The sequence below is a fragment of the Coprococcus sp. OM04-5BH genome, from assembly GCF_003482105.1.
In the GTDB taxonomy this organism is placed as follows: domain Bacteria; phylum Bacillota; class Clostridia; order Lachnospirales; family Lachnospiraceae; genus Coprococcus.
Genome location: NZ_QULM01000003.1, coordinates 114,701 through 136,393, shown reverse-complemented (window position 1 = coordinate 136,393; position 21,693 = coordinate 114,701). Strand labels below are relative to the sequence as shown.

Sequence of the window (21,693 nt, the reverse complement as noted above, 5' to 3'; positions counted from 1 at the left end):
TTATTTCCCGTCCTTAACTGCCACAAAGCTGACCCATTCTTTCATGTGAACAGTATCCACTATCTTAAGTCCATTGTCAAGAATAGCCTTACGGACTTCATCCTCTTTCATATCTATTATGCCGGAGGATATGAATATTCCGTCATCCTTCATAAGCTCTGATACCTTTCCCGAGAGAGGTATGATCACATCAGCCAGAATATTCGCAACTACCACATCAAATCTTCCCTGAAGATTTTCAACAAATTCATCATCTGTCAGTATATTGCCACAGGCAAATTCCACCTGATCGGCAGGTATATTGTTGATATCCCTGTTCTCTCCGGCAACCTCAACTGCCACAGGATCTATATCCACGCCATACACATGGGACGCACCGAGCTTATTGCAGATAAATGACAATATACCGCTGCCACTTCCTGCATCAAGGACTGCTGCTCTCTTCTTCATATGCTTCTTAAGCTGTCCTATGCAAAGCTTTGTAGTTTCATGGGATCCTGTACCAAAAGCAGTTCCCGGGTCTATCTCTATAACTATATCATCTTCCTTTACATCTGAGGGATTCTCTTCCCATGTTGGCTTGATGACTATGTTGTCATATATCCTGAATGGCTTGAAATACGCTTTCCAGTTGTTGATCCAGTCTTCGTCACAGGTGGTAGACACCTGTATCTCTCCGATTCCCACATCTACGAACTCTGAAAGACGCTTAAGCTCGCCCTTAACTGCCTCTACTATCTCTTCTTCATTCTGTCCCTCATCAAGGAAGAATGATACTCTGGCAGTTCCGTCATCCTCCTTCACGTCATCTGGCGGGAGATCCGCGTAAATTTCCGCCATTTCCTCTTCTGTAAGTGCTGTATTATCATCCACCTGTACACCCAAAACGCCCTCCTCAGTGAGGAAGGCGCTTATAAGGTCCACGGCTTCACATGTTGTATCAACTGTGATCTGTGTCCATTTCATATACTTTACCTATTTTTTCTTTCTTCTCTTATGGTCTCCGAAGTTAAATGTACCGCCTGACTCTGTTGCAGGTCTTGTCTCTACAAGAGTTGCCTGTTCATACTGATTGAGGATGTTCTTCTGTTCCTCTGTAAGATTCTCAGGAACCTGAACTACAAGTGTTACATAATGATCGCCTCTCTGGGTAGGATTCTTAAGGTTCGGAACACCCTTTCCTTTGAGCTTGATCCTTGTGTCTGTCTGAGTACCTGCAGGAATCTGGTAATCTATCTCACCCTCAATGGTATTTATCTTGATAGTACCGCCGAGAGCTGCCTGTGTAAATGTTATAGGCTCTGATGAATAAAGGTTGTAATCCTGTCTCTGGAACTTTGGATGACGGTCTACCAGGATAGTAACATGAAGATCTCCTCTTTCACCGCCGTTACGTCCGGGCTCACCCTTACCCTTGATACGGATATTTGTTCCGTTATCAACTCCGGGTGGAACAGCAATCTGAATCTTCTTCTTGCTCTTCACATAACCTGTACCTGCACAGTTACTACACTTGTACTTGATTATCTTTCCTTCTCCGCCGCATTCCGGGCAGGTCTGGATATTCTTAACAACGCCGAAGAGTGACTGCTGTGTTGTAACTATCTGGCCCTTACCGCTACACTTGCTGCATATCTCAGGCTGGTGTCCAGGCTGTGAACCTGTTCCTTTACATACATCACACTCATCCTTAAGTGGGAGCTCAAGCTCCTTCTGGGTTCCGAAGATTGCCTCTTCAAACGAAACTCTTATGGTTGTCTTAATACTTGCCCCCTTCATAGGGCCTGTGGTATTTCTCTGTCTGCTTCCACCGCCAAACATATCACCGAAGATATCTCCAAAGATATCTCCCATATCAGCGAAGTCAAAGCCGAAGCCTCCAAAGCCACCGTCGCCGCCGTTCTGATCAAAGGCCGCATGACCATACTGATCGTACTTTGCACGTTTCTCAGGATCTGAAAGAACTGCATATGCTTCTGCTGCCTCTTTGAACTTGTTAGCAGCCTCCTCATCACCCGGATTGGCATCCGGATGATATTTCTTGGCTACTATACGATAGGCTTTCTTTATCTCTGCCTCTGAGGCTCCCTTGGTAACACCAAGGACCTCATAGTAATCTGTTTTTGTTTCTGCCATAACTTACACCTTTCATACGCGATATACTATAGACTGCTCACCATCATAGTGGTCACAATTAAACCTCTGTGAAATCTCCGTCTACTACATCACTGTCTGAATAATTAGGTGTACCTGCTCCTGTGCCTGCATTTGCGCCAGGACCATTCTGCTCATAAAGCTTAGCAAATAAGTTCTGTGCGCTCTCCATAAGCTTATCCTTACCAGCCTTGATCTTCTCTACATCCATGTCGCTCATATTCTCAGCGTCTGTGCTGTCGATGATTGCACGTAATGCGTCAAGATCTGCCTTAACTGCGTTCTTATCTGAATCAGCAAGCTTGTCGCCTACTTCATTTAATGCCTTATCTGTCTGGAATACAAGAGCGTCAGCCTCGTTTCTTGTTTCGATGCCCTCCTTACGCTTCTTATCCTGTGCCTCATACTCAGCAGCTTCCTTAACAGCTCTTTCAATATCATCATCTGAAAGTGATGTTCCTGATGTGATAGTGATGTGCTGTTCTCTTCCTGTTCCAAGATCCTTAGCTGATACATTAACGATACCATTTGCATCGATATCGAATGTAACCTCAATCTGTGGGATACCACGTCTTGCAGGAGCGATACCATCAAGTCTGAATCTGCCAAGACTCTTATTGTCCTTAGCGAACTGTCTCTCACCCTGTACTACGTTTATATCAACGGCATCCTGATTATCCTGTGCTGTTGAGAAGATCTGGCTCTTCTTTGTAGGGATAGTTGTATTTCTCTCAATAAGGTGAGTAGCGATACCACCCATTGTCTCGATTGAAAGTGTAAGTGGTGTAACATCAAGAAGAAGGATATCACCGGCACCTGCGTCTCCGGCAAGCTTACCACCCTGGATACATGCACCGATAGCAACACACTCATCAGGGTTAATGCCCTTGAACGGCTCCTTACCTGTAAGTCTCTTAACCTCATCCTGTACTGCGATGATACGTGTTGAACCACCAACAAGAAGTACCTTGTCAAGATCTGCTGCTGTAAGGCCTGCGTCATCAAGTGCTGTCTGTACAGGAACCTTTGTCTTGTCTACAAGGAATGCTGTAAGCTCATCGAACTTAGCTCTTGTAAGGTTCATATCAAAATGCTTTGGTCCATCCTGGTTTGCTGTAATGAAAGGAAGGTTGATGTTTGTTGTCATTGCTGATGAAAGCTCCTTCTTAGCCTTCTCTGCTGCTTCCTTTAATCTCTGCATAGCCATCTTATCGCCTGAAAGGTCGATGCCCTCTGCCTTCTTAAACTCGTCTAACATGTACTGTGTAATGGCATTATCGAAGTCATCACCACCGAGCTTGTTATCACCGGCTGTAGCAAGAACCTCGATTACTCCGTCACCGATCTCAATGATAGATACATCGAATGTACCACCACCTAAGTCGTATACCATGATCTTCTGTTCCTGTTCGTTATCAAGACCATATGAAAGAGCTGCTGCTGTAGGCTCGTTGATGATACGCTTTACATCAAGACCTGCGATCTTACCTGCGTCCTTTGTTGCCTGACGCTGTGCGTCTGAGAAGTAAGCAGGAACTGTGATAACTGCCTCTGTAACCTTCTCGCCAAGGTATCCTTCTGCATCGCTCTTAAGCTTCTGGAGGATCATTGCTGAGATCTCCTGTGGTGAATACTTCTTACCATCAATATCTACCTTGTAATCTGAACCCATATGACGCTTGATAGAAGAAATCGTCTTCTCTGCGTTTGTAACAGCCTGACGCTTTGCAGGCTCACCTACTACTCTTTCACCTGTCTTTAAGAAACCTACTACTGAAGGTGTAGTTCTCATACCCTCTGTGTTAGCTATAACTACAGGCTTACCACCTTCCATAACAGCTACACATGAATTTGTTGTACCTAAGTCAATACCTATAATCTTACCCATTTTTAATTCCTCCTATTTAGAAATTCAAAATCTTTTCCATTTTTTATTTTAATTGATTGATAAAACTGTCAGGGCAGCCACCTTAGTTAGCCACCTTAACCATACTATATCTGAGCACCTGATCCTTATACATATATCCCTTCTGCATCTCCTCAAGGATCACATTCTCTCCAAGGCTCTCATCCTCAACATGCATTACTGCGTTGTGGAATGTCGGATCAAACTGTTCCCCTTCACAGTTCATTGGTGTTACACCAACGGACTCAAGATATGTCAGGAATCCTCTGTATATCTTCTCCATGCCTGCCTCAAAAGGTCTTTCCTTATCTTCTTCTGAAACAGTTGCAAGGGCTCTTTCAAAATTATCAACAACCGGCAGAAGCTTAAGAAGAACATCCTTGGCACCTATATCAAAATATTTGCCTGTCTCCTTCTCATTTCTCTGTCTGATGTTCTCACACTCTGCGAGAAGTCTCTTGTACTTCTCTTCGGCATCTTTAGCACGTTCCTTGAGCTTTGCATTCTCATCACGGAGTGCCTTGCTGCCTCTTCTGTTATCTTTTGCCACAGGTTTCGGTTTGGCTGCTTCAGCCTCTTCCTCCGGCACATTCACAGTCTCTGTCACATTAACATCTGTTGTGGCATCGTCCTGTTCCTTGATATCCGCTGAAGTCTCACCTACTATTGTATCGTAAGCACTCTCTTCAGTTTTTACTTTCTTAGACTCTTTATCAGCCATTATCTGTCCTCCTGTTCCTTTTCACTGAATATATCGTCAAGCTCACCTGTAAGATTCTTTAGCATGGTAACCACTTTCTTGTAGTCCATTCTCTTAGGTCCTATGATTCCTATAGTTCCCTTGGCGCCCTCAGGCATCTTATAGGTTGCTGTAATAAGTGAACAATCTTTAAGCTCTTCGGACTGATTTTCTTCACCGATATGGATCTGAATATCCTTATCCTCTCCCGATATGGCGTCCTCCACATACTTGACAAATTCTTCCTTGTCTTCTATGTCTTCGAAGGTTCCAAGCAGCTTCTCCGCCGACTGGGAATTGATAAGTTCCGGATACTTAAGCATGTTGGTTGCCCCGCTGGTATAGACCTTAAGATCATCAGCTTCCTTTATGGCTTCAAGAATACCCTGGAAGATCACTTCCAGTATCTCAGCATATTCTCCTGCCTGACTCTTCATGGTCTGTATCAGTTCAAGGTTAATATCCTGAATGGATGCCCCCTGTAAGAATGTGTTGAGCAATATATTAAATTTCAATATCTCATCATCTTTTAAGTCGTAATCCGTGTCGATCAGCTTGTTCCTTACTATGTTGCCGTCAACCATTATAACTGCCAGCAGTCTGTAGTTATTGACCTTGGACAACTGTATAAACTTAACCGTATTGCCGTACTGAGGCATTGTTACCAGTGTTGCGTAGTTGGTGTTCACCGCCAGAACCTTGGCAACCTGCTTGAGCATTTTCTCTATCTTATCTACTCTCTCAAGCAATGTTCCGTTCTGTGTCTCTACCTCCTGCTTCTCCTCCATGATACTGTCCACATAAAATCTATAGCCCGCATCTGTAGGTATCCTTCCTGCGGAAGTATGAGGCTGGCAGATATAACCCATGTCCTCCAGATCAGACATCTCATTTCTTATTGTTGCAGAACTGAGATTAAGGTCTGTGTACTTGGATATGGTTCTTGAACCCACCGGTTCGCCTGTCTCCAGGTAATTAGCCACGATAGCTTTCAGGATTTTGACTTTTCTCTCGTCAAGTTCCATTCACTCATTTCCTTTCATGTTGTTAGCACTCATTATGCCCGAGTGCTAACCACTAAAGTTAATCTAACACCAGCCGGTGATTTTGTCAACATTTTAATTATATTTTTTATTATATTTTCTGCACTTTTTAGGGTATTGGGGATTTGTGCCGGATATACATCCGGCAGGTCCGGTTAATCAAGCAGGAAATCTGCAAGAATTGAATTACTTACATCCAGGCCTTTTTTTGTAAATGAAATTATTCCCTTATTATTCACCAGGTGTCCGGAGCTTACATAACGGTCTATGACCTGTCCGTACACCTCGTATATGGATCTGTTAAACTTCTTATGAAATGATGATGCAGACACTCCTTTTGTCATACGGAGACCCAGAAACATAAATTCTTCCATCAGATGTCCGGTGTCTGCCGCCTCATCAAGATGTCTTATATTATTCACGCAGGCTGAAACCTCTTCAAAGCTTCCGCATTTTGACGCAGCTGTCATTATGCGGATGTACTCATCCATATCCTGTGTATTTGAAAATCTCCTCTGATTAAAGAAGGATGACGCACCTATGCCAAAGCCTATGTACTCTTTGAGAGTCCAGTACTTTATATTATGCCGGCACTCGTAGCCCGGTCTTGCGTAATTTGAGATCTCATACCTGTTATAGCCTCCTGATATAAGAAGTCTCTCGGTTGCCTCATACATCTTTCTGTCTGTGTCCTCATCCGGTATCAGCCTTAACAGGCGGTCATTTTCTGCCAAAGGCGTGCCGTCCTCAACTATCAGGCTGTATGCGGATATATGGGCAGGCTTGAGCTTCATCACCTTCTCAAGGGAGTTCAGATAGGTATGTAGTGTCTGTCCCGGTACAGCTGATATAAGGTCTATGTTGATATTTTCAAAGCCTGCTTCCCTGGCATTATCGTAGGACACAAGGAACTGATCGTAATTGTGTATCCTTCCGAGAAGTGCCAGTTCTTCGTCATTTGCAGACTGGAGTCCTATGCTTATCCTGTTGATACCTGCATGAATGTATTCTGCCGCCTTGCTCTCTGTCAGAGTGCCGGGATTGGCTTCTATGGTTATCTCTGCGTTCTTTGACACCGAAAATGCCAACCTGAGAGTATCCATTATCTTCTCTATATCTCCGGGCATAAGAATAGACGGAGTTCCACCGCCTATAAATATTGTGTCAACTATATAACTGTCCCTTAAATGCTTGCATGACAGAAGCTCTATGCAGAGGGCATTTATGTAGTCCTTTCTCAGGCCGTTCCAGTTGACATAATTCTGGGCATCAACTCCAAAGGACAGAAAATCGCAATAAATACATTTTCTTGCGCAAAATGGAATATGTATGTATATGCCCAGTCTCCTCTTTACCATGTCTGTCTCTGTCCCCTGCTTCTTCTGTGTATTTTTATATATTTCGTGTGTTTTTTGTTGTATTTTTTACTTTTGTATATTTCGTTTTTTATTGTGCTTTGTTCCTGTTGCTTTGTTCCTGCTGTTTTATGGTGCGTGCCTTACTCTTCATCCAACTTAAGAACACTCATGAATGCCTTCTGCGGAATCTCCACATTTCCCACCTGTCTCATTCGTTTCTTGCCTTCCTTCTGTTTCTCCAGAAGCTTTCTCTTACGGCTTATGTCACCGCCGTAGCACTTGGCAAGCACATCCTTTCTCATTGCCCTTACCGTCTCACGGGCTATGACCTTGCCGCCGATGGCTGCCTGTATAGGTATCTCGAAGAGATGTCTCGGGATCTCATCCTTAAGCTTCTCGCACATCTTTCTGCCTCTCTCGTAGGCTGTATCTTCATGGAGGATAAACGACAGTGCGTCCACCTCTTCCTTATTTATCAATATATCCATCTTAACAAGCTTGGAGCGTACATATCCCTTAAGCTCATAGTCAAATGAAGCATAGCCTCTGGATCTGGACTTAAGTGCATCAAAGAAATCGTATATTATCTCGTTAAGAGGAAGGTCATACTTTAAAAGTGCTCTGGTCTCTTCCATGTATTCCATGCTCTTATATACGCCTCTACGCTCCTGGCAGAGCTGCATGATGGCTCCCACATACTCTGTGGTGACCATTATCTCCGCAGCAACAAACGGCTCCTCCATATACTCTATATTTGAAGGATCCGGCAGATTAGACGGATTGGTAAGCTCTATGACATTTCCATCGGTTGTGTGGACTTTATATACAACTCCGGGAGCTGTGGTTATAAGGTCAAGATTAAATTCTCTCTCAAGCCTTTCCTGTATTATCTCAAGATGAAGCAGTCCTAAGAAACCACATCTGAATCCAAAGCCTAAGGCTATGGAGGTCTCAGGCTCGAAGCTTAATGAGGCATCGTTAAGCTGCAGCTTCATAAGGGCGTCCCTGAGATCCGGATACTTTGCTCCGTCTACCGGATACATTCCGCAGTACACCATGGACTGGGCTTTCTTGTATCCAGGCATTGGCTCCGGTGTAGGTCTGTCGTTATCTGTAACTGTATCACCCACTGTGGTATCCTTTACGTCCTTAAGGCTGGCTGTGATATATCCAACCATTCCTGCAGAAAGCTCATCGCAAGGGACAAATCTTCCTGCTCCGAATATACCTACTTCCACTACCTCCGCAACAGCTCCTGTTGCCATCATCCTGATATTCGTCCCTCTCTTAACGGAACCGTCGAAGAGTCGGCAGAATATGATAACGCCTTTGTATGAATCGTAAAGGCTGTCAAATATAAGTGCCTTTAAAGGTGCCTCAGGATCTCCTGCGGGCGCAGGTATCTTGGTTACTATCTGCTCCAGTACTTCTTCGATATTTATGCCGTTCTTGGCTGATATCCTTGGGGCGTCTGCTGCCTCAAGACCTATTACATCCTCTATTTCACTTACCACTCTGTCGGGATCGGCAGAAGGCAGATCAATCTTGTTGATGACCGGCATTACGTCCAGGTCGTGATCAAGGGCAAGATAGACATTTGCAAGGGTCTGTGCCTCAATTCCCTGGGCGGCGTCCACCACAAGAATAGCTCCCTCACAGGCTGCAAGGCTTCTTGACACCTCATAATTAAAATCCACATGTCCCGGTGTGTCGATCAGGTTAAATATATACTCGTTGCCATCCTTGGCGTTATATATGATACGCACACACTGTGCCTTTATGGTTATTCCTCTCTCCCTCTCAAGATCCATGTTGTCAAGAACCTGATTCTGCATCTCTCTTGCTGTCAGGGTTCCTGTCTTCTCTATGATCCTGTCTGCAAGGGTGGATTTACCATGATCTATATGTGCAATTATACAAAAATTTCTTATCTTTGACTGATCAATGTGTGCCATCGTTGTCCTCCTGTGTTTTATCGGCTCATTATAGCACAGATTTACTCTCCGCTCAATACCTTGTATAGCACGGCGGCAAGGGGTTCCATGGCATTCTTCGCCTCCTCACAGGTATTTGTCTGGGCACCTGCCTCCACAAGAAGTGATCGTCCCCTGAGGTCAAGATTGTACCTGTAGCTCTTCACCATAAGCTTCCTCATGTAGTCTCCGTAATTGGCCTTGGCTGTAAGGAAAAGCTGAAGACTGAAGGCTAAATTATCCTCGATATATGTATTCTTCAGATAGTCAAGGTTACCTTGTTCCCTGGTACGGCTTATACCGTTTAAGAACATTATCCTGGCGGTAGGCTTGCCATTTACCTCTGTAACCAGATGGACGTCATCTGCCACGCCATCCCTGTGAAGGTCAATGACCACGCTTATCTCCGGGTGCTCCTCCAATATCTTCTTCACTCCCTCCCTTGCATAATCATATGCCAGACTCCTGTCCAGGGTTCCTCCTGCCATGTCGTACACGGTAGTGTCATGGTACACATTTATCCCGTATCTTTTATTCAAAAGTTCCGCCAGGTATTCCCCGGTGCCTACAATGGTGTCCTCAATACTGCCGTCCGAATCTGCAAATGCTTCGCTGGCGTGGGTGTGATATATAAGCACCTGATACCCATTCTCAGACATATCTATGGACATGTCCTTTCCCGCCAGATACTCTCCGTTTAACTCATTCTTTGAGATATAGGTCTTGCTGTCGATATTGTAATATTCTGTAGTAAGGATGTTATAGTCTGTAAGGTTTCCTGCCAGGTTCATGTTTTTTATGCCTTTTATGTCCATAAGATTCACAGGCACATCTGAAAGCATGGTTCCATCCCCTGAGACTCCGGCTGTTATGGATGCTCCGGATGCCTCGTCGTTTTCTGCCCCGGTGCTTTCAGAAACAGATTGTCCGTATCCACCGTCGGTTGAAGCTGTCCCTGGTACGTACCCGGTGGTTCCTGTAAGTATCATAAGACTCTGGTTCTGTGCATTAATATTTTCCCCAAGACACTTACCATATCCTACACTATCACCGGCATCCGTAAGGAAGTCATAAGCATATACTATGGTGCTGAGCACCAGAAAAACAAACAATATTAGTGCATTACTTCTGCCCGGCCTGTTCATAGTCTCTTCATGATTCCCCCATTGTTCTTATCAATCAGTTTATGATGGGAGTGGGTGAAATATGCCGGGGTGGCAGAATATATTCTTTAATATTTTGATAGCAGATATATTTTTTTGTTTTATTCTATATGTTCCGGAGTAAAAATATCGTTTATAGCTTCGGAAATCGTGAAGCTTATTGTCTTTACGATCTCATCCACATTCTTAGGTGTCACAAAAAACTCAGCAAGTTCCTCCGGTACAGCCATGGAGGCAATGCCAAGCTTTTCATTTTCAGTGAATGTAATATGTCCCTCGTTCCGGTCATTATGGGCTTTTCCATTTGAAATATTCCTATCTGTCATTTCTCCGTCAAGTATATTTAACAGGCGGTCTATGGAGTCTGACAAAAGTGCCGGGACTGCAATGACAGTAGGCACTCCCACTGCGATAACATCTGTCCCCATGGTCTTGCTGCTTATCTCACTTCTGTTGTTGCCCACGCCAGCCCCGGGATTTATACCGGTATCGGTGATCTGTATGGTCTTATTAAGTCTGTTGCAGCTAAGGGTTGACAGGGCGTCAAATACGATCAGCAGGTCTGCCTTTTTCTCCTTAACGATTGCTCTTAATATGTCTCCGGTCTCAAGTCCCGTCTGTGCCATAACTCCGGGACAGATGGCACTTACATCTATTGCCATATCTGTACACAGGAGTGACGGACTGATATTGTCTATGACCATAGGTCCCAGAGCGTCCGCTGTTATGTTTCTGTTTCCTATACCTGCAAGCAACACATTTTTGTGATCCTTTATCATAGATTTCAGTCCCAGCTTAAGCTCTCTGCAGATTTCCTTGTGATAGGATATATCAGGCTCACAGAGGGCAGCACTTTCTATGGTGATGTATCTTCCCTTTTTCCTGCCAAGAGCTTCCTCCCCTCTCTTGTTGAGAATATCTATTATTGTGGTCTTTATGCTGTCATCCTGATTGATCCTGGTCTTTACCCTTATACCGCTGCAATCCCCCTGAACCTTCTCCCGAAGCTCCAGTGCCAGGTCTGTCCTCACCTTCATGCTGTTAAGATTATTCATATCATTCACATTTTCCATAGCAATATTTCCTTTTTTTGAATTTATGTCATCGTACGGGTGTGTTGAGATTTTCTGTTTGTTTTACTGGGTTTTTCTGTCCATAAAAAAATAATGCCCTGAACCGGCAGATTATATACCATGTATCAGGGCATTAAAGTTTTCAATTATATTTAAGACAATTATGGATAAATATTTTCAGAGCATATATTTTCAACTCATGATGAATATAATCTTAACCCCGTCGTGACAAGCTATCTTACAGGCCGATGATGTATTTCAGGACTCTCTGGATAACCTCCGGGTAACCGCATATGGTCAGATAAGGAAATTCATAGCTGATATGGCAGGTGTCATAAAAGCATGTGCACACCCCGACTTCTATTCCTCCCTCCATCTCGGCTCTTCTTGCTATATGCTTGAAGTGCTTCGGAGATTTCACAAGATCCTTTGCAGCTTCATTTATGGTAAATCTCACAACAGGATAACCGCCATCATAGCCTGTGACCTCCGCTGCTTCGATGAAGGAATAATCTTCATTCCAGCACTCAATGGCATCTTCTATTGATTCGTACATATCACTCACTCCATTCAAAATATTTTCAGACTATGAACATTATACATGAAGCCGGCTCACATTAAAACTTAAGAATTTATAAATTTGCAGATTGCAAATATCCCTTAATAATCCATAAATTTAATTGTACGAAATGCAGATACTATATAATGCCATCAGGACACAGAAACTTAATATTTTCTAAAGAAAAAACTACTTTATTATTATATATATATCTGATATAATGTGGAGAATCAGGACGTATTTTATACTAGGAGGAATTTATATATGAATTTCACGAAGAAAGGCGTCGAGAATAAGCAGGACATGCTGGTATCCCGATTGCCGAGAAATAAAAAGAAAGTACAGGTCATAGTATTTAAGCTTATCCTTGTTATGCTGCTGCTGTGTATGATAGCAGGCGTAGGCGCAGGCTTCGGTATGCTCAAGGGTATCCTGGATGATACTCCGGAGGTCAAAGCCGAAGATCTGATACCTAAGGGTTATCAGTCGGCTCTCGTTGATCAGTCAGGAAAAACTGTAGTAACCCTTTCAAACTATGACTCGAACCGAGAATACGTTGAATACAAGGACATTCCTAAGGACCTTGTCAATGCATTTGTTGCCATTGAGGATAAACGTTTCTGGGAACACAACGGAATTGATGTACAGGGTATTGCAAGAGCTGTCATGATAGCCATCAAGACAAGAGATCCATCCCAGGGTGCCAGTACTCTTACACAGCAGCTTATTAAGAATCAGATCTTCAACGTAGGTCTTAATGAGACAACCTTCATTGAAAAGGTTGAACGAAAGATCCAGGAGCAGTATCTTGCCATTGAGATGGAGAAGACGCTGACCAAGGAAGAGATCGTTGAGTACTACCTCAACACTATCTACCTCTCCCAGAGCCGATATGGGGTACAGACTGCTGCCGAATATTACTTTGGTAAGAAACTGAGCGCACTTACAGTGTCTGAGTGTGCGGTACTTGCTGCAATACCTCAGAACCCATCAAGATATGATCCGGTAATCAATCCTGATAACAATGCCGAGCGTCGTGTGCTGGTATTAAAGGAAATGCTTGATCTTGGGTACATCACCAAGGCACAGTATGATGAGGCGCTTGCAGACAATGTATACGACAGAATCAACTCTTTAGCTGAGCGACGTGAAAACAAACCACAAAAAGTATATTCATACTACACCGATGCCACTATCAACCAGCTTGAGGAAGATCTGGTAAGTATGGGTTATGCCAAGGATACTGCCGAAGCAGACAACATGATCTACTCCGGTGGTCTTACTGTTAAGATATGTCAGGATTCAGAGCTTCAGGATGTATGTGACGAGGTTCTAAACGACAGTTCAAATTACCCGTACGATGAATACAAATTGAACTATGCTCTCACTCTTACAGATACTAACGGTGACACATACAACTATAGCGAGAACATGATGCAGGAATGGTACCGTGAGGAACAGGGTCAGAGTAATTTCGACCTGATGTTCTCTACTCCTGAGGACGCCAGAGAAGCTGCGAATGTATATAAGGCTGCCATGATTGACCAGACAGGTTACAAGGAACTGGCAGAGTCATATAAAGTAACAGTTCAGCCACAGATTTCATTTACTCTTATGGATCAGTCCACAGGTCAGGTTAAGGCAATCGTGGGAGGCCGTGGAGATAAGACCGAGAGCCGTTCCTTCAACAGGGCTTCAGAGGCTACAAGACAGCCGGGTTCTGCATTTAAGGTTGTGTCAGGTTTCCTTCCTGCTCTTCAGGCATGTGGAATGACCCTTGCAACAACATTTGTTGATGAGCCTTACAGCTACCCGGATGGTACTCCTGTAAGAAACTGGTGGGGAGATTCTTATCGTGGACCTCAGTCCATAAGAGACGCCATCAGGGATTCCGAGAATATCGTATCGGTTAAGTGTTTCGAGGAGGTAACTCCTGAGGTTGGATTTGAATATCTGCAGAAGCTTGGCTTCACCACCCTTGTTGACCAGAGAACCGAGTCAGATGGTTCTATCGTATCTGACAAACACCTTTCAACAGTACTGGGTGGTCTTACAGACGGTATCACAAACCTTGAGATCACTGCTGCTTATGCAACCATTGCCAATGGCGGAAAGTACAATAAACCAATCTTCTACACAGAGGTTTACGACCATGAGGGAAATCTTATTATAGATAACAGGACACCTGAGAACAAGGAAGTTATTTCCGAGGAGAATGCATGGCTCCTTACAGACGCTATGCACGACGTTGTTACATCAGGTACAGGTACTACAGCAAATCCTTACAGCGGTCTTTATGCGGCAGGTAAGACAGGTACTACATCAAACAACTTTGATGCATGGTTCTGTGGTATCACTCCTTATTACTCAGCTTCTATCTGGATCGGGTATGATGTTAATACCCAGTTCTCCGCAGGAAGCTATCACAAGATAATGTGGAGAAAGATAATGGATAAGATCGTTGAGGTCAAGGAGCTTGATACTTCGAAGCGTTTCGAAAAGCCTGAGGGAATTGTCATGGCAACGGTTTGTAAGGAGTCAGGACTTCTTCCTATAGAAGGATGTCAGACAAAGACTGAGTACTTCGCCAAGGGAACCGTTCCTATTAAGTATTGTACAGGTGCTACTGACGGAAACAGGATCACTCTTTGTAACGAGTCTCATCTTAAGGCCACAGAGTTCTGTCCTGAGACTACAGAGTACAGATACATTGTAGATGATGAAACCGGTGATATAACTATTATCGGAGCAGACTTCCAGTATGATAATTCTATCCTCACTACCCTCTGCAATATCCATACAGAGGAGAACTCAGAGGACGAATCTTCTGATGATGATAAAAAGAAGTTCACTATTACTACTTCTGCCGGTGAAGGTGGTACTATCTCACCAAGCACGACAGTAAGTGAGGGTGATTCTTATACAGTTTATATTCAGGCAAACAGCGGATATTCAATAGCTGATGTTTATGTAGATGGTTCTTCCGTAGGTGCTGTTTCAAGCTACACCTTCTCGAATGTAACCTCTGACCACACGATTTCGGCAGTATTCTCAGGAGGCGGAGCACCAACAACCGAGGAGCCGCCTGCACCGGAGCCGCCAAGCTCAGAGGATACAACCACTGAAACACCATCAACTGAAACTCCTACTGTTGAACCTTCGCCGGAAGCTATGTCAATTCCGGAATCCTCAACAGAAGCACTGATGAGGGATGTGTATGTAGCAAGTACAAATACTAAAAGCCGCACTTCCGCTGCGGTCAGTGTTCATTCGTTTGAGAATGTATTTTCTATATTGAATAAGCTTATCAAAAAGAATTAACAATATGTTTATTTAAATGTGCTATAGAATGAATGATTAAATAAAGCCCCTGAGCCATTAAAATGGTTCAGGGGCTTTGTGTTACGACAACGAGTCAAGTGCAGCATGCTTGCATGTCTTCTTATTTTTGGGCGGGGCATAATGACTTGTTTCCGGCTACTGTGCCCCGCTTACTTTTTCTTACGGGCATTAATTTTTGACCTATAGTGATGATTATTTATCCAAACTTTTTTCTGTGCTACGATCAAGCTTTTGTAAGCACTTTCTTACCTTAAATACATCAAATATGCTTTCACGTACTATATCCACCATAATGCATATAACATATATGGCAGCGGCTGTTCCCAAAACTGCCGGGACTTCAATATACCAAGCTAACTGACCATAATCTCTGAACAGCTGAGACAAGATCCATCCCCAGATGAGTGGGTGAGCATGAATAAGATATACACTGAATGATAGTGGTGAATATTTTTTTATTATCTTTCTAGCAAACTCTTTTACATTTAGTCTTTTAAATATCATAAAAAGGCATATTGCTGCCACAAGCATTGTAGGCGAAATATAACTGATCATGCGGTCTCCCCGGGAAATTCCTATCTTCTGCGGATTTTCCACCTGCAAATATTCATATATGTATTTGCAGCCCCATGAACACAAGGCCATTATTATGTAACCTGCAACTAACCATGTCGTCCTGCACTTCTCAAACAATCCATACTTTTTTATATAACCGCCTATAAGATATAGTATCATAAGCCACAAAGCCGAATATCCAGCTTTTATGATAAAAGGATCTGTATTAAATATTACCGGCAAAACAGAAAATATGATAATCAGTGCTATCAACATTTGCCCCATGGTTTTTCTGCTCAAATTCCTAAGAGCAGAATTAAGCATCGGCATAAAAAAGAACATAGCAAAGTACGCTGTGAAATACCAATACTGCTCTGTCATAACCGGAAACATTGCATTTCGCCACTGTTTTACCCCTACATATTCAGGTGCAAATATCCAGAATATAGCGGTAATTCCTAATGTATAGAAAACAACCCTAAGCCATAGCAATGCAATATTACTGAACCTATACTTACCGTCCACTCCCACATAACCGGATATAATCCCATAACAGTTTACTGCACAAAATGCTGCCGTCTCCAATAGCCAGGCAGCCTCATACTGTGGCGACAGGGCTCTCGCTCCATCTAACACGCCGCCTTGTTTCAACACATGAAGAATTACTATCATAAACATTGCTAACATCCTTAGTGCATCTATGCCGTAGTTTCTGCCTGAATTATTTCCGGGATTTCGAAGATCATCCTGACTAGCTTCAGAAATAGAAACCTTCTGGTTGGCATTTGAAATTTCTTGTTCAGCCTCCGATGTCTTTTGTATGATCCTTAGCTTTTCTTCTTTGGTCTCAGAAATTTTTTCTGTTGTCTTGAATGTCTCATGTTTTGTACTATGCCCTTTCCGCTCTATTACCGGATATTTGTTTTTTTGATTTTGCTTTATACTTTTATGTATTGTTGTGAGGTGTTTTTCCTCTGTATTTTTATCCTTCAATCCGTTTTCGCCCCTGTATTATATTTTACGATTGCTGTTTCTTTAATATTGTTCTCTAATGTCATTTTCTAATGTTGTTTTATTGCATTGTTTTCTAATATCATTTTCTTTTACGTATCTAATTACTTTTATAACTTAAAGGATACGAAAAACATATAAAATAATCAAGTAATTTCATGCACTTACAGTAGCTAAAAATGACAAAAAAATAGGCGGAGCATGGTGTCTCTTCTGCTCACTATGTCCCGCCAGCTATAACATTATTACTTATTTAGGCATCTTAGGTTTAAATATAAGTGAAATTATATATGAAAATATCAATGCCGCCGACGTTCCAACAGCCGCCATCTTAAATCCACCTCTGAACAAGCCGATAAATCCATCACTATCTACAGCTTCCTTTACGCCCTTCCACAGATTATAACCAAATCCACTAAGAGGTACTGACGCACCGCACTCAGCAAATTTCAAGAATGGCTCATATACGCCCACTGCCCCAAGTACTACGCCCGAACAAACAAGCAACACCATAATTCTTCCGGGCATGAGTTTTGTATGGTCCATCAATATCTGGACTAACATACAGATCACTCCGCCAATTATAAACGCCTTTAAATATTCCATTTTTGTATTTCTCCTTAATATTCTTTCTAAATAAATTTCAAAAAAATATATGCTTCAATATAAATCAAAAAATTTTTCCTAATATTTCAAATTCATATTCCATCATAAAATTTCAAATATAATAATCAGCCCTTATCTGCATGGTGCTAAATCATTATTTGCAAATTTCTATAATAAATTAATTGTCCTGATCTTCTTCAAGCTCCATTACAATACCATGAGCTATTCCCGGAATGTTCTGTCCTTCGTTATAGCTTACGGTTGAAAGTAATGCACCTGTAGGGATAAATAAGATTCTTCTGACAGCTCCTGCTCTGAACATATTCATAATATAGCCTGCCATGGTTATCGCCGAGCAGCCGCAGCCTGAACCGCCTGAATGTGTATCCTGCTCCAGGTTGTTAAATATTTCTATACCGCAATCCATATGCTGCTTCTCTATATCTATATTATTTTTCTTCAAAAGGTCTATCAGGATATCTTTTCCCACCATTCCAAGATCTCCGGTAATAATCTTGTCATAATAGGTTGGTTTGATATTAAAATCCTTTAAATTCTCAAATATAAGATCTGCCGCCGCAGGGGCCATGCAGGCTCCCATATTAAGTGAGTCCTTTATTCCGTAATCCTTTATCCGTCCGGTAGTTATGGCGGTAATTCTTACACGTCTGGTATTTGACGTTGCATCTGTAAGGACAAATGCACCACAGCCGGTTACTGTCCAGGTAGTTGATAATGGTCTCTGGTTCGCATACTCAAGCGGGAATCTGAACTGCTTCTCTGCGCTGCCGTAGTGGCTTGATGTAACAGTAAGTACCTTGTCAGCATATCCCGCAGCGACTGTCATTGCCCCAAGACTTAAGGCTTCACCACAGGTGGAGCATGCACCATACAGTCCAAACAATGGTATTCCATAATCCTTGATTCCAAAGGTTGTTGCGATAAGCTGTCCGAGAAGATCCCCAGCAAATACATATCTGATATCATCAGGTCTAAGCATTGCCTTGTTCAGGCAGATATTTACAGCTCTGCTGATCATCTCACTTTCTCCAGCCTCCCATGAATCGGCACCGAAAAACGGATCTTCACTTATCTCATCAAAATATGCTGCAAGAGGGCCATCCCCCTCTTTAGGACCACATACCGCCGCCGTCTCTTCAATGTACACAGGCTTGTTGAATTTCAAGCTTTGTCTTCCAACCATCTGAGTATTTCCACCCATATAAATCCCTCCTTTTTTTATTGGCACACCTTACAAAGTGATGGCGTGCCTCCCTTTTTAATGTCAGCAATCCTCACTTCGTTCATAAGGTTCATTTTTCTTATTTTGCCCGATTATCGATATATTAAACCTGAGATTTATATTATTAAATGAATTTATCATTGGTAAAGCATTATATTTTTTCTGAGTGAAATTTTAAAAAGTGTGAGCTTTTAGCAAGTCAACTTTCTATCAGTTTAAACTCCAAATAGAATAATTTCCTATTGAAGATTTTTCACACACTGATATAATCAAATGAGTGACTTAAGGCACTACACATGGTGCCAATTTTTTATGGGAGAGAATATAATGGAATATACTAAGGAATATTGGATAAATTGTGGGAAGCGGTCTCTGCGATATGCTAAGATCTTTCTGAAATGGTGTATCATTGCCACGGTTATCGGTACCCTGTGTGGAGCTGTCGGTACAGCCTTCCACTACAGTGTTGAATATGTTACAGGTGTCAGAGAAAACCACAGCTTCATAATCAACTTTCTGCCATTTGCAGGTCTGATAATTGTTTTCCTGTACAGGGTCAGCGGTATGAAGCATGATAAGGGAACCAATCTGGTCATCGGTTCCATAAGGGATCAGAACCTTACCATCCCCTTCAAGATGGCTCCGCTAATCTTCATATCAACAGTCATCACTCATATGTTTGGTGGTTCTGCCGGTCGAGAAGGTGCCGCCCTGCAGTTAGGCGGAAGTATGGGATCTACCATTGGCAAATTATTCAAGCTTTCTGATGATGACAGACACATAATGACTCTGTGCGGCATGAGTGCGGTATTTGCTGCGTTGTTCGGAACACCTATTACCGCTACATTATTCTCCATGGAGGTAATCAGCATAGGCATTTTGTATTTCTGTGCACTGGTTCCATGTGCACTTTCAGCTATTATTGCCTATGCAATAACCTGTGCCTTCAATATAACCCCTACCAACTTCGTATTAAAGCAGGTGCCTGAGATAAATATAGAGATCGGGCTTAAGGTGGGAGTTCTCGGCATTTGCTGTGCGGTGCTGGCGGTATTGTTCTGTATGCTCATGCATATGGCATCCGACTTCTTTAAGCACTTCTTCAAGAATCAGTATGTGCGTATATTTGTTGGTGGTCTGATCATTGTTATCCTCACCCACCTGATTGGAAGCACCGATTACAACGGTGCCGGAATGGGCATAATCACCAATGCCATCCATGGCGATGCAAAGCCCTATGCATTTTTGCTGAAAATGTTATTTACCTGTGTCACAATCGGCTGCGGCTTCCGTGGCGGCGAGATCGTACCGGCGTTCTTCATCGGTTCAACCTTTGGATGTGCGCTGGGAAATCTTATGGGGCTTGATCCGGCAACCAGTGCTGCAGTGGGTCTGGTATGCTTCTTCTGTGCGGTGGTAAACTGTCCTCTCACTTCCATATTGCTTGGAATTGAGCTGTTTGGATCTGATGGACTGATATTATTTGCCATTGCCTGTGCCATCAGTTATATGATGTCCGGCTACTACAGTCTATACAGCGAACAGAAGATAATATACTCAAAGCTGAGACCACACTATGTTAATCTTTACACTAACAAAGAGGTCCACACTGCCGCAAGAAAGGATGAACATTCAGCGGATCAGCCTGAGCTTGATGAATAACGAGTAATAGCGTAAAAATAATTAAATCCCTGATAAGACTGCATGCCCAATTCACATCTAATGTGTTTTGACATTTAATCCTATCAGGGATTTTCACTTCACCCATTTATTTATTTTGTCAGATCATGCATCTGCAAGAAATTGTATAAAGCGCCTAAAAGGTTAGAGTCATTTCCGAATTTGCACAGTTCAATCTTATATCCCTTAAACATTTCTGCAGCATTGCTCAACATCTTCGCATAATATCTGATACCTTCTATAAATCGTGGTTCGGAGCTTATGCCGCCACCGATCAGTATCACATCCGGGTTAAGGATAACATACATATTAAGACACTGCTTGGCAATAGCAAAATACATGTCCTTAAGAGCATTGCTGCATATTTCGTCTCCTTCGTCTGACCATTTGTATATCAATTCTCCTGTCACCTGTTCTAACGGAATATTCTTCTCTTTGGACACACGTACACGGAGTGAATAAGTGGCTGCTGTCTTTGACAGACTGTATATGCCATCACCATACTTATTCTCGAGCTGTCCCATATCATCAACATTAAGCAGTTTATGTTCCGCTTCTTCCCTGGTTATGGTGTCAAATATATAAGAAAACTCCCCGGCGATCATCCTGTTTCCACGGTGAACCTTTCTGTCAATTATGACACCGCCGCCTACTCCTGTTCCAATTATGAATAGTACAGCATTAGTACAATCTGATGCGTTTCCTTTCCAGATCTCAGCAAGGGCTGCACATTTTGCATCGTTTTCAAGCGTAACAGGCTTATGGTCACATCTGTCTGACATGAGCTTTCCAAATCTCACCTTATGTAAGAAAGGCAGTGCCCCACCTAAATACACTATCCCGTTTTCCACGTCTATCTGTCCAGGCAGTGACATAGATATACCTTCTATGACTGTATAGGTTTTATAATTGTCATAGACTGCCACCAGAGAGTCCACAAAATCATCTACCGTATCCCCCTCTTTATTCTTGGTTTCGAATTTGCCCTTATCAACTATTGTTCCGTCTGCTTTCATTAAAGCATACTTGGAAAATGTTCCGCCAATATCAAATATCAAATACATACCATTCCTCCTAAAATTCCAAAAATATTTCTTTTATAATTTATCTGCACCCCTACTGTCATATCAGCCGAATCCAATCGTAATCAGTGTTCATCAAACAATCTACATTGTCTGCCCGCTTTAAACTTTTTAAATAAATCTTATACAATCGTTCAAAATAAAAGAACCGGATTTCCCATGCCATATAACATCAGAAAACCGGTTCTATTATATCATTTATACTA

The 21,693-nt window shown here is 42.6% G+C and carries 16 protein-coding genes; 2 read left to right on the top strand and 14 right to left on the bottom strand.

Going from position 1 to position 21,693, the window contains the following annotated elements; all coding sequences use genetic code 11:
* The 10 genes from prmA to DXB54_RS07795 form a co-directional block, all read right to left on the bottom strand.
* On the bottom strand, window positions 1-966 hold the full coding sequence (gene prmA, locus DXB54_RS07840; protein ID WP_118694809.1) for a 50S ribosomal protein L11 methyltransferase: 966 nt from the start codon (window positions 964-966) through the stop codon (window positions 1-3).
* A gap of 9 nt (window positions 967-975) precedes the next feature.
* Window positions 976-2,136, bottom strand: a complete 1,161-nt coding sequence (dnaJ, locus tag DXB54_RS07835) for a molecular chaperone DnaJ (protein WP_021939229.1) — start codon at window positions 2,134-2,136, stop codon at window positions 976-978.
* A gap of 58 nt (window positions 2,137-2,194) precedes the next feature.
* The gene (dnaK, locus tag DXB54_RS07830; protein WP_021939228.1) at window positions 2,195-4,042 is read right to left on the bottom strand and encodes a molecular chaperone DnaK; all 1,848 of its coding nucleotides are present in this window, start codon (window positions 4,040-4,042) and stop codon (window positions 2,195-2,197) included.
* An 82-nt stretch (window positions 4,043-4,124) separates the two neighbouring features.
* Complete coding sequence (grpE, locus tag DXB54_RS07825; protein WP_021939227.1) at window positions 4,125-4,781, bottom strand: nucleotide exchange factor GrpE; 657 nt, start codon at window positions 4,779-4,781, stop codon at window positions 4,125-4,127.
* On the bottom strand, window positions 4,781-5,824 hold the full coding sequence (gene hrcA, locus DXB54_RS07820; RefSeq protein ID WP_118694808.1) for a heat-inducible transcriptional repressor HrcA: 1,044 nt from the start codon (window positions 5,822-5,824) through the stop codon (window positions 4,781-4,783). Before hrcA ends, grpE begins: the two co-directional genes overlap by 1 nt.
* Window positions 5,825-5,997: 173 nt before the next feature.
* Window positions 5,998-7,200: a radical SAM family heme chaperone HemW gene (hemW, locus tag DXB54_RS07815; RefSeq protein WP_118694807.1), complete on the bottom strand. Its 1,203-nt coding sequence runs from the start codon at window positions 7,198-7,200 to the stop codon at window positions 5,998-6,000.
* Window positions 7,201-7,340: 140 nt separating this feature from the next.
* The gene (gene lepA, locus DXB54_RS07810; protein ID WP_021939224.1) at window positions 7,341-9,155 is read right to left on the bottom strand and encodes a translation elongation factor 4; all 1,815 of its coding nucleotides are present in this window, start codon (window positions 9,153-9,155) and stop codon (window positions 7,341-7,343) included.
* Between the two features lie 41 nt (window positions 9,156-9,196).
* A complete protein-coding gene (locus tag DXB54_RS07805; RefSeq protein ID WP_021939223.1) occupies window positions 9,197-10,318 on the bottom strand; it encodes a stage II sporulation protein P in 1,122 nt (373 codons plus the stop codon).
* 119 nt (window positions 10,319-10,437) lie between these two features.
* A complete protein-coding gene (gene gpr, locus DXB54_RS07800) occupies window positions 10,438-11,409 on the bottom strand; it encodes a GPR endopeptidase (protein ID WP_021939222.1) in 972 nt (323 codons plus the stop codon).
* A 238-nt stretch (window positions 11,410-11,647) separates the two neighbouring features.
* On the bottom strand, window positions 11,648-11,965 hold the full coding sequence (locus DXB54_RS07795; RefSeq protein WP_021939221.1) for a hypothetical protein: 318 nt from the start codon (window positions 11,963-11,965) through the stop codon (window positions 11,648-11,650).
* A gap of 267 nt (window positions 11,966-12,232) precedes the next feature.
* Here DXB54_RS07795 and DXB54_RS07790 point away from each other — a divergent pair, with 267 nt between their 5' ends.
* Window positions 12,233-15,289 (top strand): PBP1A family penicillin-binding protein, encoded by a 3,057-nt coding sequence (locus DXB54_RS07790; RefSeq protein WP_118694806.1) that lies wholly within the window; start codon window positions 12,233-12,235, stop codon window positions 15,287-15,289.
* A 213-nt stretch (window positions 15,290-15,502) separates the two neighbouring features.
* Here the strand turns inward: DXB54_RS07790 and DXB54_RS07785 are convergent, their stop codons facing one another.
* The 3 genes from DXB54_RS07785 to spoVAD form a co-directional block, all read right to left on the bottom strand.
* The gene (locus tag DXB54_RS07785) at window positions 15,503-16,858 is read right to left on the bottom strand and encodes an acyltransferase (protein WP_118694805.1); all 1,356 of its coding nucleotides are present in this window, start codon (window positions 16,856-16,858) and stop codon (window positions 15,503-15,505) included.
* Between the two features lie 267 nt (window positions 16,859-17,125).
* Window positions 17,126-17,482, bottom strand: a complete 357-nt coding sequence (spoVAE, locus tag DXB54_RS07780; protein ID WP_021939219.1) for a stage V sporulation protein AE — start codon at window positions 17,480-17,482, stop codon at window positions 17,126-17,128.
* 178 nt (window positions 17,483-17,660) lie between these two features.
* Window positions 17,661-18,704, bottom strand: coding sequence for a stage V sporulation protein AD (spoVAD, locus tag DXB54_RS07775; protein ID WP_118694804.1), 1,044 nt, complete (start codon window positions 18,702-18,704; stop codon window positions 17,661-17,663).
* Between the two features lie 348 nt (window positions 18,705-19,052).
* Between spoVAD and DXB54_RS07770 the strand changes: the two genes are divergently transcribed.
* Window positions 19,053-20,387, top strand: a complete 1,335-nt coding sequence (locus tag DXB54_RS07770; RefSeq protein ID WP_118694803.1) for a chloride channel protein — start codon at window positions 19,053-19,055, stop codon at window positions 20,385-20,387.
* Window positions 20,388-20,497: 110 nt separating this feature from the next.
* On the opposite strand, the gene DXB54_RS07765 is transcribed toward DXB54_RS07770, so the two are convergent.
* Window positions 20,498-21,469 (bottom strand): ROK family protein, encoded by a 972-nt coding sequence (locus DXB54_RS07765; RefSeq protein ID WP_118694802.1) that lies wholly within the window; start codon window positions 21,467-21,469, stop codon window positions 20,498-20,500.
* Window positions 21,470-21,693 lie beyond the last annotated feature (224 nt).

Excerpts from the sequence above, each read along its gene's own strand:
- prmA (WP_118694809.1), bottom strand. The coding sequence starts at position 966 with ATGAAATGGACACAGATCACAGTTGATACAACATGTGAAGCCGTGGAC.
- dnaJ (WP_021939229.1), bottom strand. The coding sequence starts at position 2,136 with ATGGCAGAAACAAAAACAGATTACTATGAGGTCCTTGGTGTTACCAAG.
- dnaK (WP_021939228.1), bottom strand. The coding sequence starts at position 4,042 with ATGGGTAAGATTATAGGTATTGACTTAGGTACAACAAATTCATGTGTA.
- grpE (WP_021939227.1), bottom strand. The coding sequence starts at position 4,781 with ATGGCTGATAAAGAGTCTAAGAAAGTAAAAACTGAAGAGAGTGCTTAC.
- hrcA (WP_118694808.1), bottom strand. The coding sequence starts at position 5,824 with ATGGAACTTGACGAGAGAAAAGTCAAAATCCTGAAAGCTATCGTGGCT.
- hemW (WP_118694807.1), bottom strand. The coding sequence starts at position 7,200 with ATGGTAAAGAGGAGACTGGGCATATACATACATATTCCATTTTGCGCA.
- lepA (WP_021939224.1), bottom strand. The coding sequence starts at position 9,155 with ATGGCACACATTGATCAGTCAAAGATAAGAAATTTTTGTATAATTGCA.
- DXB54_RS07805 (WP_021939223.1), bottom strand. The coding sequence starts at position 10,318 with ATGAACAGGCCGGGCAGAAGTAATGCACTAATATTGTTTGTTTTTCTG.
- gpr (WP_021939222.1), bottom strand. The coding sequence starts at position 11,409 with ATGGAAAATGTGAATGATATGAATAATCTTAACAGCATGAAGGTGAGG.
- DXB54_RS07795 (WP_021939221.1), bottom strand. The coding sequence starts at position 11,965 with ATGTACGAATCAATAGAAGATGCCATTGAGTGCTGGAATGAAGATTAT.
- DXB54_RS07790 (WP_118694806.1), top strand. The coding sequence starts at position 12,233 with ATGAATTTCACGAAGAAAGGCGTCGAGAATAAGCAGGACATGCTGGTA.
- spoVAE (WP_021939219.1), bottom strand. The coding sequence starts at position 17,482 with ATGGAATATTTAAAGGCGTTTATAATTGGCGGAGTGATCTGTATGTTA.
- spoVAD (WP_118694804.1), bottom strand. The coding sequence starts at position 18,704 with ATGGGTGGAAATACTCAGATGGTTGGAAGACAAAGCTTGAAATTCAAC.
- DXB54_RS07770 (WP_118694803.1), top strand. The coding sequence starts at position 19,053 with ATGGAATATACTAAGGAATATTGGATAAATTGTGGGAAGCGGTCTCTG.
- DXB54_RS07765 (WP_118694802.1), bottom strand. The coding sequence starts at position 21,469 with ATGTATTTGATATTTGATATTGGCGGAACATTTTCCAAGTATGCTTTA.